We start from the raw sequence: 13,915 nt of genomic DNA, 5'->3' as shown, positions 1-13,915 counted from the left end.
GAAGGCACATCATGACCATCACGAAGGCACACGTCCTCATCGCTCTCGCAACCGCAGCCGCACTCCCCCTGGCAGCGTGCGCGGACCCGAACACGTCGTCCAACGGATCGACCACCGGGGCCAACGCGACTGACGCAAGCGCGGCCACGACCTCGTACGACGTCTCGTCGATCCCAACGGTCGACGAGATCGCTGCCCTGGTGCCCGATGAGGTCAAGACGCGAGGCACCCTGCGCAACGGAGCCTCGGCGGACTACGCGCCCGCAGAATTCCTCGGAGATGACTCCCAGACTCCCCAGGGCTACGACGTGGACATTAACCGCGCTCTCGCCAAAGTCATGGGCCTGAAGGAGGGGACCACCAGCCACGCTGAATTCCCGACGATCATCCCGGCCTTGGGCACCAAGTTTGACGTGGGCATCTCCTCCTTCACGATCACCTCCGAGCGCGAGGAGCAGGCCAACCTGATCTCCTACGTCGAGGTCGGCTCTGCCTACGGCGTCGCCAAGGGAAACCCCAAGAACTTTGACCCCGCCAACCCATGCGGCACGACCATCGGCGTCCAGACCGGCACCGCGCAGGAAGACTACGCAACCGAATTGTCCGAAAAGTGCGTGGCCAGCGGTTTGGACAAAATCACGATCATGCCGCACGACCTGCAAACAGACATCACCACCAAGGTGATCGGCGGCCAGTACGACGCGACCTTCGCCGACTCCACCGTCATCGGGTACACGGCGACACTATCGAATGGCCAGATCGAGCAGGTCGGCGACGTCGTCGAGTCCGCGCCCCAGGGCGTGGCCGTCAACAAGAACGACGCGCAGCTGAGCGAAGCCGTCCAGAAAGCCATGCAGTACCTAATGGACAATGGCTACCTGGCCGACATCCTCGACACCTACGGCGCGAAGGAAGCCGCCCTGACGACGGCGGAACTCAATCCCGCAACCACCGACTGAGGCACTCATGGCACACATCAAAGACGGCGTCGAACTACTCGACGCTAAACCCGTCCCCCGGCCGGGGAGGTGGGTGAGCGCATTCGTTGTCGCGGTCTTCGCGGCAATGGCCATCCATGCACTGATGACGAATCCCAACTTCCAATGGAACGTTGTCTTCCAGTGGCTATTCTCCGTCTCGATCATGCAGGGCGTCGCCTTCACGATCATCCTGACGGTCCTCGCGATGACGGTCGGCACAGTCCTGGCGATCACGATGGCGATCATGCGCCAGTCGGTTAACCCGGTCCTGCGCTGGGTGGCCATGGCTTACATTTGGTTCTTCCGTGGGACGCCTATCTACACGCAGCTCATTTTCTGGTCGCTGCTGCCCACGCTCTACCCGTCACTGTCCGTTGGGGTGCCGTTCCTCGGCTCGCTGCTGGGTTGGGAGGTCAGCTTCGACACGGCAACCTACTTTACGCCCTTCTGGATGGCCTTCCTAGGTCTGGGACTCAACGAGGGCGCATACCTGGCCGAGATTATGCGAGCGGGTCTGCTGAGCGTTTCGAAGGGACAGTGGGAGGCCGCGACGGCCTTGGGTATGCCGAGGGCGACGATCTTCCGCAGAATCATCCTGCCGCAGGCGATGCGCGTCATCGTCCCACCGATCGGCAACGAGACCATCTCGATGCTCAAGACCACCTCGCTGGTGTCGGCGATTCCCTTCACGCTTGAACTCACCTTCATCGCGCGTCAACGCGGCCAGGCGACTTTTGCGCCGGTCCCGCTCCTCATTGCGGCTGCGATTTGGTATCTGGTCATCACGAGCCTGCTGATGGTGATCCAGTCAATGATCGAGAAGCACTTCGGCAAGGGCTTCGAGCGCCGCGACAATGCCGGGACTTATGCCTCGAACACGGAGAATGCGTCGGGGAATGAGGACAAGAAGACATCGATCACCCACAAGTTTTTGGATGTGACACCATGACAGATACGGTTGTGGAGGCGACGGCGCAAGACGCTGTGCCCATGGTCAGCGTGCGCGGAGTCCATAAGTTTTTCGGCGATTTGCACGTGCTACGCGGCGTTGACCTGGACATTGCCCAGGGCGAGGTCTGTGTCATTTTGGGTCCCTCGGGGTCGGGTAAATCGACCCTGTTGCGGTGCCTAAATATGCTGGAGGGTATCAGCGCGGGACGCGTATACATCGATGGCGAACTGTTGGGCTATCGAGAGTATGCGAACGGCGTGCTCTTTGAACGCCACGACAAGGAGATCGCCGCGCAGCGTTCCCGCATCGGCATGGTGTTTCAGCGCTTCAACCTGTTCCCGCACATGACAGCTCTGGAGAACGTGATGGAAGCTCCTGTCCAGGTGCTGAAGCGTTCGAAGAAGGAAGCTCGCGTTCAGGCCCTGGAGCTCCTTGATCGAGTGGGGCTGGCGGATCGCGCGGATCACTATCCTGCAGAACTCTCGGGCGGGCAGCAGCAGCGTGTGGCGATTGCCCGCGCGCTGGCGATGGAGCCGGAAATCATGCTCTTTGATGAGCCGACCTCCGCGCTTGACCCAGAGCTGGTGGGCGAGGTCCTGCAGGTCATGCAGGACTTGGCGGCGTCGGGCATGACCATGGCCGTCGTCACACACGAGATCGGTTTTGCCCGCGAGGTTGCCGATCAGGTTCTCTTTATGGACGGCGGAGTAATCGTTGAGGCGGGTTCCCCCGCTGACGTGATCGACAATCCGCAGGAGGATCGTACCAAGGAGTTTTTCTCTAAGGTTCTCTGATTCATCTGACGAACGAGGCCGGGGCTGGTGTTCTCCAGTCCCGGCCTCGTCGTGTGTGTCTTCGGGCAGTGTGGGCGCGACCGTCTCGTGCGGAGCGCGCGGGCGGGTGGCTCGCCCGGTCAGGTGAGGGTAACGAGGTCGAGGTAGCTGTCGTCCCAGAGATCTTCGTCGGCGTCGGGCAGGAGGAGGACGCGCTGCGGGTTGAGCGCGGTGACGGCGCCGGGGTCGTGGGTGACGAGGATGACGGCACCTTCGTAGTCGCGCAGAGCGGCGAGGATTTCTTCTCGTGAGGCGGGGTCGAGGTTGTTGGTGGGTTCGTCGAGCAACAGGACGTTGGCGCCGGAAACAACGAGGGTGGCCAGGGCGAGGCGCGTCTTTTCGCCGCCGGAGAGGACACAGACGGGCTTGTCGACGTCGTCTCCCTGGAAGAGAAATTGTCCGAGGATGTTGCGCACGTGCGTGTCGTCGAGCGTGGGGGCGGCGTCTGCCATGTTTTCGCGGATGGTTCGCGTGTCGTCGAGTGTTTCATGTTCCTGCGCGTAGTAGCCGATCTTGAGGCCGTGACCGGGGACGACCCGGCCGGAGTCGGGTTTTTCGATGCCGGACAGGAGGCGCAGCAGAGTGGTCTTTCCGGCGCCGTTGAGGCCGAGGACGACGACTTTGGATCCGCGGTCGATAGCCAGGTCGACGCCGGTGAAGACTTCGAGGGAGCCGTAGGACTTGGACAGGCCTTCGGCGGTGAGGGGAACGCGACCGGAGGGAGCGGGGTCGGGGAAGCGCAAGCGCGCGACCTTTTCCTGCACGATCTCCCGTCCCGCCTGGGCGAAGAGTTCTTCAGCGCGGCGCAGCATCTGCTGGGCGGCGACGGCCTTGGTGGCCTTGGCCCTCATCTTTTCGCCCTGGGCCTTGAGGTGCTCGGCCTTCTTCAGGGCGTTGGCACGTTCCTTGCGGCGGCGGCGCTCGTCTTCCTCGCGCTGCTTGAGGTAGGCGGCCCAGCCGAGATGGTAGATGTCGACGTGGGCGCGGTTGGCGTCCAGGTAAAACACCTGATTGACGGTGTCGCCCAGCAGCTTGACGTCGTGGGAGATGATCATGACGCCGCCGGGGAAGGTCTTGATCCAGTCGCGCAGCCACACGATGGAGTCGTGGTCGAGGTGGTTGGTGGGCTCGTCGAGGAGGAGGACGTCGGCGTTGGAGAAGAGCACGCGGGCGAGTTCGACGCGGCGACGCTGTCCACCCGAGAGAGTGTCCAGGGTCTGGTCGAGCACGCGATCTTCGAGGCCGAGGGAGTGAGCGATTTGGGCTGCCTCAGCGTTGGCGGCCCACCCGCCGGAGTTGGTGAACTGCTGGTCGAGTTTGACGTAGCGTTCCATGGCACGCTGCTGGCGGGCACCCTCGGTCGTGGACATCTCGTGCTCTGCCTTGCGGATACGCGCGATGATCGAGTCGATGCCGCGCACGGAGATGATGCGATCGCGCGCCTTCATATCAGGGTCGCCGACGTGCGTGTCCTGAGCGAGGTAGCCGATGGTGCCGTTGGACGTGATAGTACCGGTGTATTCGGCCGCTCCCCCGCGGTCGGCTTCGCCGGCGAGCAGGCGCATCGTCGTGGTTTTACCGGCACCGTTACGACCGACGAGGCCGATGCACATTCCTTTGTCAATACGGAAGCTGGCATGGTTAACGAGTTCGCGGGCACCGATTCGCAGCGAGAAATCCTGGACGTTGATCACGCTCCAAGAGTAGAGGGAGGCATCGCTGTGGGCGAATCAACCCGCCCCGTCGCTCCCCCCGCGACGCCACATAGCGCGATTTACGGGCACAATGGGTGGTGCACATAACCATTCCGTTTTCTCATTGTGAGGACTTTTCACATGTCAGATAGCCCGGTCCCGTCTGGATCGGCGCGCCCCGCGCGCGCCCTCGACATCATTTCTGTCGCTTTCGTTGCACTGCTGCTCATTTCCAATATCGCCGCAACGAAGGCGTTTATGGTGGGTTCATCCACTTACTATTTGATTTTCGATGGGGGCGCTATCCTCTTCCCTTTGACGTACATCATTGGCGATGTGCTGTCGGAGGTCTACGGTTTTGCCCGTGCGCGGCGGGTCATCATCATGGGATTCGTGGCCTCGTTCCTAGCGTCACTGACCTTCTTCATTGTCCAATATCTGCCTCCGGCACCGGACTACGAGAACCAGGAGGCATTCGCTGCAGTCTTAGGCGTTGTATGGCGCGCGGTCGTTGCCTCGCTTGTTGGCTACCTGGCTGGTCAACTTCTGAACTCTTACGTGCTCGTGTGGATTCGTCGTCGCTGGGGTACCAAGCATTTGTGGGCACGTCTGATCGGTTCGACGATCGTCGGTGAGGCTGCGGATACGATCCTGTTCTGCACGATCCTGTTCTACGGGCAAATGACGCTCGGTAACTTCGTTAACTATACGGTCACCGGCTACTTCTATAAGGTGCTCCTCGAAGTCGTCCTGCTACCGCTGACCTATCCTGTGATTGCCACGATCCGCCGCGTGGAAGGCTTGAAGAACGATGAGGTGTTTGATCGATGAATACTAACTGGCTCTCCTCTCCCTCTCCAGAGCAGATCGCACCCTTCGACACCACGGCCTCGTCTGGGGCGTGCTTCCCCGACAGGGGGTTCGAGGTCGGGGTCCGCCTGGGTGCTGAGCGTGGCCTGGGTCGCACCGGCATCATCCACACAGCGCATGGCACGATCCGTACCCCCGCTTTCATTCCCGTGGGCACGAAGGCAAACGTCAAAGCACTTACTCCCGAGATGGTTCGCAGCCTCGGCGCGCAGGCAGTCCTGGCCAACGCCTATCATCTCTACCTTCAGCCGGGCTCAGGCATTGTCGACGAAGCGGGCGGCTTCGCTTCTTTCATGAACTGGTCGGGACCCACATACACGGATTCGGGCGGTTTCCAGGTTTTGTCCCTGGGTGCGGGCTTCAAAAAGGTTCTTTCGCAGGAGTTTTCTGGCCAGGCCGATCCGAGTGACCCGGCCGTCCAGATGCAGGCAATCAAGGCCTCGAACGCTGTCGTAGATGACGACGGCGTGGTCTTCTCCAGCCACATTGATGGCACGAAGCACCGTTTTAACCCCGAGGTGTCGATGGGTATTCAGCACCAGCTGGGCGCCGACATCATGTTCGCTTTTGACGAGCTCACCTCCCTGTTGCACCCTCGTTCCTACCAGGTTGACTCGCTCGAGCGCACTCATGCGTGGGCCGCGCGATGTTTAGCCGAACACAAGCAGCTGACACAAGCACGTTCAGACAAGCCCTATCAGCAACTGTGGGGTGTCATTCAGGGAGCTCAGTGGGAAGACCTACGCCGCCAGGCAGCCCGCACCATGGCTGACATGGAGGTGGACGGGCAGCGCTTCGACGGCTTCGGCGTCGGCGGAGCGCTCGAGAAGGAGAATCTCGGCACGATCGTCTCGTGGGTGTGCGAAGAGCTGGGCGAGAATCGCCCCCGCCATCTGTTGGGTATCTCCGAACCCGAGGATCTTTTCGCTGGCGTCGCGGCTGGCGCAGACACCTTCGACTGCGTGAACCCGTCGCGCGTGGCACGTAATGCGGCGATCTACACCCCCGACGGCCGGTTCAACATCACGAATGCGCGCTTCAAACGCGACTTCAAACCGCTCGTTGAGGGCTGTGAATGCTACACGTGCACGCACTACACGCGTGCCTACGTGCACCACCTCTTCAAGGCGAAGGAAATCCTGTCCTCGACGCTGGCCACGATCCACAACGAGTGGTTCACGCTGCGCCTCGTGGACGCCATCCGTGCTTCCATTGAGGACGGTTGCTTCGAGGAGTTCCGTTCCGACATGCTCGGCCGCTACCAGGCCGGTCGCCGACCCTGACAGCAAGGAGCACCGATGAGCTTCAACGACAATATTCACTTGGATCCTTCGCGTGTGAGAACGTCGGGGATTGGCCGCAAGGCTGCCGGCGCGGGCGGAGGCTCATTCCTGGCTGTCCTACTGATCGTGGGTTTCTCGTATTTTACTGGGATCGACTTAACGAGCCTGATCTCCTCCCCCACGTCCTCCTCAACCACGTCCGGTTCCTCAGTTGATGTTTCGACGTGTCGCACGGGGGCGGATGCGAATGCTCGCGTCGAGTGTCGCATGGTTGCCACAGCACAGTCCTTGGATGAGGTGTGGAAAGAACAGCTGGAGGAACAGAACACTGGCACTGCCTATGAACCCCCAGATTTCCAAATCTTCTCGGACTCGGTGTCCACGGCGTGCGGATCCGCGACGAGCGCAGTCGGTCCTTTCTACTGTCCCGGCGATTCAACCGTGTACCTTGACATCGGTTTCTTTACCGACATGGTCACCCAGTATGGGGCGTCGGATTCCGTGCTCGCTCAGGAGTACGTGGTTGCCCACGAGTGGGGGCATCACATTCAGAACCTTCAGGGCATCTTCCGCACGTACGACACACGCGAGACGGGCGAGCAAGGTGCAGGCGTACGCTCCGAGTTACAGGCGGACTGCTATGCGGGTGTCTGGATGCACTGGGCGTCTACGACTCCCGATCCGGCGACGGGCACGCCCTATCTTCAGACGCCGACGACCGAACAGATTGACGGTGCGTTGCGCACGGCTGAGGCTATCGGTGATGACCGCCTGCAAACCAAATACCAGGGCACAACCAACCCCGAGTCGTGGACGCACGGCAGCGCGAACCAGCGCGCAACATGGCTACGCAAGGGCCTGGATTCCGGCGATATTGCGACGTGCGACACCTGGAGCGCCTCTCGCGTGTGAGCGCGCCCGTGCCGGTCGCTACAATTGTTGAGGCCGATCACGAGAGGACGTCATGACACGCAGCATCGTTGAACAAGCGCACGACTTCTACGACTCAGTGCCCTACGAGGTGCCCGTGCCCGACACGTGCCTCTACGAACTCCTCGAAACGACCGCTCGCCTGTATCCCCAACGCGTTGCTCTCGATTACTTCGGGGCGACAACGACCTACGCCCAGGTGCGTGATCAGGTCCTGCGCGCCGCACGTGTCCTTCACGAGGCCGGGGTTCGCGCGGGGGACACAGTTGCGATCGCGCTACCGAACTGTCCGCAGGCTTTTGTAGCATTTTATGCGTGCATGCGCATCGGTGCGGTAGCAGCCCAACATAACCCGCTGGCTCCCGCCGCTCAGATCGACGGACAGATCATGCGTCACGGTGGCCGGGTCGCCATTGTGTGGGAAAAGTGTGTAGATGCTTTCCCCCTGGATCGCCTCGATTGCGTTTTCACGGTGGACATTTCGTACGGCATGCCGTACGAAATGTCCACCGTGAAAACGCAATCGAGGCGATCCAGGGGGAAAGCATCTACACACTTTTCCCACACAATGGCGACCCGGCCACCGTGACGCATGATCTGTCCGTCGATCTGAGCGGCGGGAGCCAGCGGGNGCACACGTCAGGAACGAATGGCGTCCCTAAATCCGCGCCGCTAACACACCGCAACATCGGCGCCAACGTCAACCAGTGCATATTCTGGGTGTGGAAGCTGCACGAGGGGGCCGAGACATTCTTCTCCCTGCTGCCCTACTTCCACGCTTTTGGCCTCACGTTTTTCCTGTGCGCGGCCGTACGCAAAGCGGCTACCCAGGTGCTCCTCCCCAAGTTCGACGCGCAGATGGCACTCGACGCGCACAAGCGTCGCCCCGTCACATTCTTCGTGGGCGTCCCTCCCATGTTTGAGCGTATCCTTGCCCGGGCGATAACAAGCGGTACTGACATCTCAACGATCCGGTACTCGGTCGCGGGTGCTATGCCGTTGTCCACCACGCTGGCCGAGGAATGGGAAGCAACAACCGGCGGCACAATCGTCGAAGGCTACGGCCTGTCCGAGACCGCGCCCGTTCTCACAGGTGCTCCTCTGTCTGACAAGCGCCGTCACGGCGTGTTAGGCGTTCCTTTCCCCTCCACGCAGCTTCGCCTGGTCTCCCTTGAGGACGACACCCGCGATGTCGAGGACGGCACGCCCGGCGAAATCATCGTGCGCGGACCGCAGGTCTTCGAGGGGTACCTGAACGCGCCCGAGGAGAGCGCACGCGTGTTCACCTCAGAAGGATGGTTCAAAACCGGCGACGTCGGAGTCAACCGAGACGGCTTCATCTCCATGGCTGACCGTAAGAAGGAACTGATTCTCTCGGGCGGCTTCAACGTCTACCCTTCGCAGGTCGAAGACGCGATTCGTTCACTGCCGGGCGTCGCGGACGTCGCTGTCGTGGGCGTGCCCGTCGCCGACGCGACCGAAGAGGTGACCGCAGCCATCATTATGGAGGAGGGGGCACAGCGCCTCACCCTCGAGCAGGTTCGTGAGTGGGCTGAGAAATCCATCGCCCACTACGCCCTCCCCCGCCAGATCGTCTTCATCGCTGAGCTACCGCGCAATCAGATGGGTAAGATTCTGCGCCGCAAGGTCGCCCAGATCGTGCGCGAGAGGATCGGACGCTAAGCCAACCTTAACCGCGCCAACGCCTCGAAAGCTCATCGATGGCCGCGCGCTTGTGGCCAATGGCCTCGCCGAGGGGAATCCGTAGACGCAGACGTTCACGCTGCGAAGTGCCGTGCGCCTTCCACGTCGCACGCAGTTGGTTTTCCTTGCTCTGGAACTCGAACACCCGCTCTATGAGCGCCACCACATCCGGCGTCCGGCAAACGGTCGGATCGGGATAGAAGCCAACAAGACGTGCGACACGCGCCAGGCGAATTCGCGCCATGATGTCCTCGGCCAGTAGCGCCAGCGAGCGCTGATCGAGAGCATCAAATGCTAGCGAGGAAAGGAACCTCTTCCCCTGTTCCGTGCGCCGCCAAGAACCGATACGGCAGTCCGACTCCATGCGATCGATGCGTAGTCCCATCGCCCGCGTACGGCGTGACGTGAGCGCAGCCGACAGACTGACGTCGCCACGGGCGTTCTCCTGGATCAGAACTGATGGATGCGGAAAGCACCCGTGCACAAGAGCGGCACTCGACTCTAACGCCCGCGTACGACCGAGGGATGCGCGCAAGAACAACACCGCATCGACACGACGATCATTCGCCACTGTCGCAGGAATGCAAGTCGTGGACTCCTGTACAACCCCCAGAAGCATCAGGTCTGATACCTTGTCCAATCCATGTTGCTGCGTACACGTCAGGTTCGCCTCGCGCAGTAGCACGCACGGAGGAATGGGGCGCTCGAAGCGGCGCACAGCAGGGGGCAAGGCCAGTATCGATTGCCAGTCAAGGGGACTCATTGGAGCACCACAAAGCTCACCAGGGTAAAGTCCCCTTCTGACGATGCTCCCTGGGCAATAACTCCCGGTGTAAACAGTGATTCGAGGGATGTTTCTTCTCCCCGACCGATAGCTGCAGCGACCGCCCTGGTGAGCAGCGCCGAGTATTCGCTCATGTCCTCGCCATCGCGTGTGACGCGGTTGAATCGCGCACACAGGGCAGCAAATGGTTCCTGCTTCCCCTCGCACAGCTGCCTGAGCAGGTCCAACGAGTGTGTCGGGTGGGACAGCATACGTGCGCATCGCGCATCCTGTGGCACGTAGATGAGACAAGGCGACACAGGTGCACCGCTGGCATCTGCGTTGCTATGACGCTGTTCAAGGCAGAAGATCACACCCGGACTCACCTGATCGCGTAGTTCATCCGGGATCGGCACGACCGCGTGCAGTCCTGTCGCCGTGCTTTCCAGTTTGCCCGGATTCGCGCTCATGTAGCGCTCCAACTCGATTCGGTAGTCGTCCAACGCGAAGTCCGTGATAGAGATTCCTCGCCGCATATCCTCCAAGTCGAGGGTTTCGCTGCGCAGCGCCCGCAACTGATCTGAGCGATACTCCAGGTCGTTCATGTCCTCCGACGGGGTGAGTAGGTTTTCTTCGCCGGAGGCACTCGCATCCCCCAACGCCATGCGTGCCTTGACACGCGACTCAAGCTTGATGTAGGACTCGAGGTCCATGTCCGGCCAGAAGATTACCATCTGGATACGCTCATTCGTCGAACCGAGGCGGTCGACACGACCGAAACGCTGAACGATGCGAACCGGGTTCCAGTGAACGTCATAATTGACCACGCAATCGCAGTCCTGCAAGTTCTGCCCCTCAGAGATGCAATCCGTAGCAAAGATGATGTCAATGTCACCTTCACGTTCCGCAAGCGCGGTGGTTTCCTTCGAGCGTGGCGAAAAACGTCCGAGGATACCCTCAAAGCCGCCTCGCGTCTGGTACGTGCCGACAACGCGATTACGTGTTCCCGTCACCTGCGCGCACGTGAGGCCATAAGCCTTTCGTAGACTCGGCGCCAACTGGTCATACAGGTAGGTGACGGTGTCAGCGAAGGCGCTGAAGACAAGTACCTTCTTGTTACCCGTATTGATCTGACCCACTCCGGTTTTCTGTGCGATCAAGCACCGTAAAGCGTCAAGCTTGGCATCCCGATCGGGAGTCACTGCGCTGGCATAACCGATTAGTTCATCGAGGATCTCAATGTCGTGGGTGAGATCAACGGCGAGAGCCTCACGATCCACATCACGCAAGTTCACGCGAATCTTGGCTCCGACCTCAAACATCTCGGCATCCCGATCGTCAAGTCCGTCGTCGAGCCCGTCGATTCCGTATCCCACTACGCCGCGGTCGCCGGAGTCATCGGTTTGGCAGGCATCAAGAGCCGCAAGTCGGCCCAGAATGTCAGCGCAGGACTTACGCACGCGGCTCAGCGTCTGGTGGAAGGCATGGACGGAGGACTCCAAACGCTTGAGCAGGTTAACTCCCATGAGCTGCGCGACCGCATTCGTGCGATGCAGCTCACTGCCAAAGTCGTTGCCGAACCCCTCCTGGTAGTCGGCCTCGTAGACAGCTCTCACATCCTCACGCACGTAGGATAGAAGCTGATACTGGGCGAAGGTCAACTCACCGATCATGTCGTAAAGATCCCCAATAGGAGGCAGCGCATCATCGCGATCAATGGGTTCCTGGACATTACGTGGAGCGAGGCGCGCAGGAAATGTCCCCGTCGCTCTGCCGTAGTATTTCGCTACGTGCTTGCGGCTTCGCGCGATTGTCAGCGCATCGAGGAGCCTGAAATAGTCCGCGTTGACGTACTCGGCAAAGCTCTGCGTCGTGTGTCGTCCATGCGCCTGCGAGCTCCACAGATTGAAGCGCTTTTGCGCCAGGCGCATGACCGCATCGATGGAAGCGATGCCGTCGGTCTTCTCGAGGTAGTCGTCGCGTCCCTCCGTGATGAGTTCGATCTGGTTGCGCAGATCTGTGAGACGGTTGTTGATCGGAGTCGCCGATAGCATGAGGACCTTGGTGCGCCCATTGGCCCGGATCACGTCGTTCATGAGACGCGTGTAGCGATCCGTGCGTTTCGCGTTCGAACTCTTATTGCGGAAATTGTGGCTCTCATCGATGACAAGCAGATCGAAGGTCCCCCACCGCAGGTGTTCGAGGTCGATGTCTCCGCTCTTACCTCCCCGGCGCGTCAGGTCCGTATGGTTGAGCACCGTGTAGGTTAGGCGATCAGCAGCCAAGGGGTTACGTTCGTCGCCTCCATGCGTCCACAGCATCCAATTTTCCCGCAGGCGCTTCGGGCACAGCACCAGCACATTCTTGTTGAGCTGCTGATAGTACTTGATAACGGCGAGCGCCTCGAAGGTCTTCCCAAGGCCGACACTGTCGGCGATGATACAGCCGTTATACTTCTCCAGCTTACGAATCGCGCCGATAACGGCGTCCTTCTGAAAATCGTAGAGCTTGCCCCAAATCACCGACTCGAAAAAACCCGTATCTTCACGCGGATTATGGTCCAGAGCATCCTGAAGGAAATGCCGGAAGATGTGGTAGAGAGTCAAGAAATAGATGAATTCAGGGGCATTGTCCGCGTGAAGTGCCTCCACCTGCGAAGCGACCTGTTCAGTCACGTCGCAGGTCATCGCATCGTTCGCCCACACGTCCTCAAAATGTTTCATGAGGAATGCGACCTGTTCACTGGCCTCATCCCCCGCGCCATGGCTGATCATCGTGAGTGTCTCAGGACGGCGCTCAACTCCTAGCCCTTCGAGGGTGAAGCTGGCTCCAAGCCCCGCAAACAAGTGGGGACTCACACGCGAGCCTTCGATGACGTAACTCGGCTGATACTGGAACATGTGCTCACGCCGCACGGAGCGTAACGTTACCTTCTCGCGGAGCCAGCGCGCGCATGCCCGTGCGAGACCACGCTGGTTCAGCTTGTTGTGCAGCGTGAGTTCCAAGTCCGAATCAGCGAGTGCTTTCTCTCTCTCGCCCTGTTTTCGTCGCGCGATGTCGGGTTCCGGGGCGTCCATACCCCCTCTCATTTCTTGAATAAAAGTCGGCTCATTGAACAAAAAACGCACAGAGTCGACGCGTTCAAGTTCCTCGCGCAGCTCACCAAAGGCGAACAGGCTAAAGTGCGCGCTGATGATCGACAGTTTTGCGTCGTCGTCGAGGCTGGCACGCAGAGAATCCCCCAGGCATCTGCCCTCGGTATTATCGAGTATTTCCACGAGCACGACTCCTCTCCTCCATGCCATACCTCACACTAGGTTACCGGAACAGTACAAGGATGGGAACGCACGACGCCGAAGGCCCCCACAGAGGCGAAAAGGAACTATGTGGCGCACTCACGTACGACAACAAACATGTGTCCCCGGAACCGTGTGGCTCCGGGGACAGCATGCACGAATCACGTCTTAGACGTTAAATCCGATCGCGCGAAGCTGCTCACGTCCGTCCGGAGTAATGCGATCAGGACCCCACGGTGGCATCCACACCCAGTTGATCTGGACCTCGTCGGTGACGCCCGAGAGGATCGAGTGAGCCTGGCGCTCAATGACATCCGTCAGCGGGCAAGCTGCCGACGTCAGCGTCATGTCAAGACGAACCTGATTCTCGGCACCAATGACAACTCCGTACACGAGGCCCAGGTCAACGATGTTGATGCCCAGCTCGGGATCAATGACATCCTTCAGGGCCTCCAAGACGTTCTCAGCGGCCAAGGTCCCCAACTCAACGACGTCAGTGCCATCAATCTGTCGGGTGGGCACGCCAGCATCCACGGCCTCGTTCGAGGCAGGGACAGCGAAACGCTGCTCGACCGGCTCGGACTGAGCCATCGGGTTACTCATAGCTATT

The 13,915-nt window shown here is 60.4% G+C and carries 10 protein-coding genes and 1 pseudogene; 7 read left to right on the top strand and 4 right to left on the bottom strand.

Features of this window, described 5'->3' with window-relative positions:
- Positions 1–11: 11 nt before the first annotated feature.
- The 3 genes from BQ7477_RS06480 to BQ7477_RS06470 are packed head-to-tail and all read left to right on the top strand — an operon-like array spanning position 12 to position 2,726.
- Positions 12–959 (top strand): ABC transporter substrate-binding protein, encoded by a 948-nt coding sequence (locus BQ7477_RS06480; RefSeq protein WP_073983254.1) that lies wholly within the window; start codon positions 12–14, stop codon positions 957–959.
- Between the two features lie 7 nt (positions 960–966).
- A complete protein-coding gene (locus tag BQ7477_RS06475; RefSeq protein ID WP_073983253.1) occupies positions 967–1,929 on the top strand; it encodes an amino acid ABC transporter permease in 963 nt (320 codons plus the stop codon).
- Positions 1,926–2,726, top strand: coding sequence for an amino acid ABC transporter ATP-binding protein (locus BQ7477_RS06470; protein WP_073983252.1), 801 nt, complete (start codon positions 1,926–1,928; stop codon positions 2,724–2,726). The genes BQ7477_RS06475 and BQ7477_RS06470 overlap by 4 nt, the downstream gene beginning before the upstream one ends.
- A 119-nt stretch (positions 2,727–2,845) precedes the next feature.
- Here the strand turns inward: BQ7477_RS06470 and BQ7477_RS06465 are convergent, their stop codons facing one another.
- Complete coding sequence (locus tag BQ7477_RS06465) at positions 2,846–4,459, bottom strand: ABC-F family ATP-binding cassette domain-containing protein (protein ID WP_073983251.1); 1,614 nt, start codon at positions 4,457–4,459, stop codon at positions 2,846–2,848.
- A 141-nt stretch (positions 4,460–4,600) separates the two neighbouring features.
- On the opposite strand from BQ7477_RS06465, the gene BQ7477_RS06460 reads away from it, so the two are divergent.
- From BQ7477_RS06460 to BQ7477_RS11075, 4 genes and pseudogenes are all read left to right on the top strand, one after another.
- A complete protein-coding gene (locus BQ7477_RS06460; protein WP_073983250.1) occupies positions 4,601–5,290 on the top strand; it encodes a queuosine precursor transporter in 690 nt (229 codons plus the stop codon).
- Positions 5,287–6,612, top strand: coding sequence for a tRNA guanosine(34) transglycosylase Tgt (tgt, locus tag BQ7477_RS06455; RefSeq protein WP_073983249.1), 1,326 nt, complete (start codon positions 5,287–5,289; stop codon positions 6,610–6,612). The genes BQ7477_RS06460 and tgt overlap by 4 nt, the downstream gene beginning before the upstream one ends.
- A gap of 15 nt (positions 6,613–6,627) precedes the next feature.
- Positions 6,628–7,524 (top strand): KPN_02809 family neutral zinc metallopeptidase, encoded by an 897-nt coding sequence (ypfJ, locus tag BQ7477_RS06450; RefSeq protein WP_073983248.1) that lies wholly within the window; start codon positions 6,628–6,630, stop codon positions 7,522–7,524.
- Between the two features lie 52 nt (positions 7,525–7,576).
- Positions 7,577–9,225: pseudogene (locus BQ7477_RS11075) on the top strand (AMP-binding protein).
- Between the two features lie 7 nt (positions 9,226–9,232).
- Here BQ7477_RS11075 and BQ7477_RS06435 read toward each other — a convergent pair.
- The 3 genes from BQ7477_RS06435 to BQ7477_RS06425 form a co-directional block, all read right to left on the bottom strand.
- Positions 9,233–10,009 carry a DUF4391 domain-containing protein gene (locus BQ7477_RS06435; RefSeq protein ID WP_073983246.1) on the bottom strand — a complete coding sequence of 259 codons (777 nt, stop codon included), beginning with the start codon at positions 10,007–10,009 and terminating at the stop codon, positions 9,233–9,235.
- A complete protein-coding gene (locus tag BQ7477_RS06430) occupies positions 10,006–13,287 on the bottom strand; it encodes a helicase-related protein (protein ID WP_073983549.1) in 3,282 nt (1,093 codons plus the stop codon). Before BQ7477_RS06430 ends, BQ7477_RS06435 begins: the two co-directional genes overlap by 4 nt.
- A gap of 186 nt (positions 13,288–13,473) precedes the next feature.
- On the bottom strand, positions 13,474–13,908 hold the full coding sequence (locus BQ7477_RS06425; protein ID WP_073983245.1) for a metal-sulfur cluster assembly factor: 435 nt from the start codon (positions 13,906–13,908) through the stop codon (positions 13,474–13,476).
- Positions 13,909–13,915 lie beyond the last annotated feature (7 nt).

The sequence above is a fragment of the Actinomyces bouchesdurhonensis genome, from assembly GCF_900128465.1.
Classification (GTDB): domain Bacteria; phylum Actinomycetota; class Actinomycetes; order Actinomycetales; family Actinomycetaceae; genus Pauljensenia; species Pauljensenia bouchesdurhonensis.
Note: the sequence above shows the minus strand (reverse complement) of the source record. Positions and strands in the feature narration are given on the sequence as shown.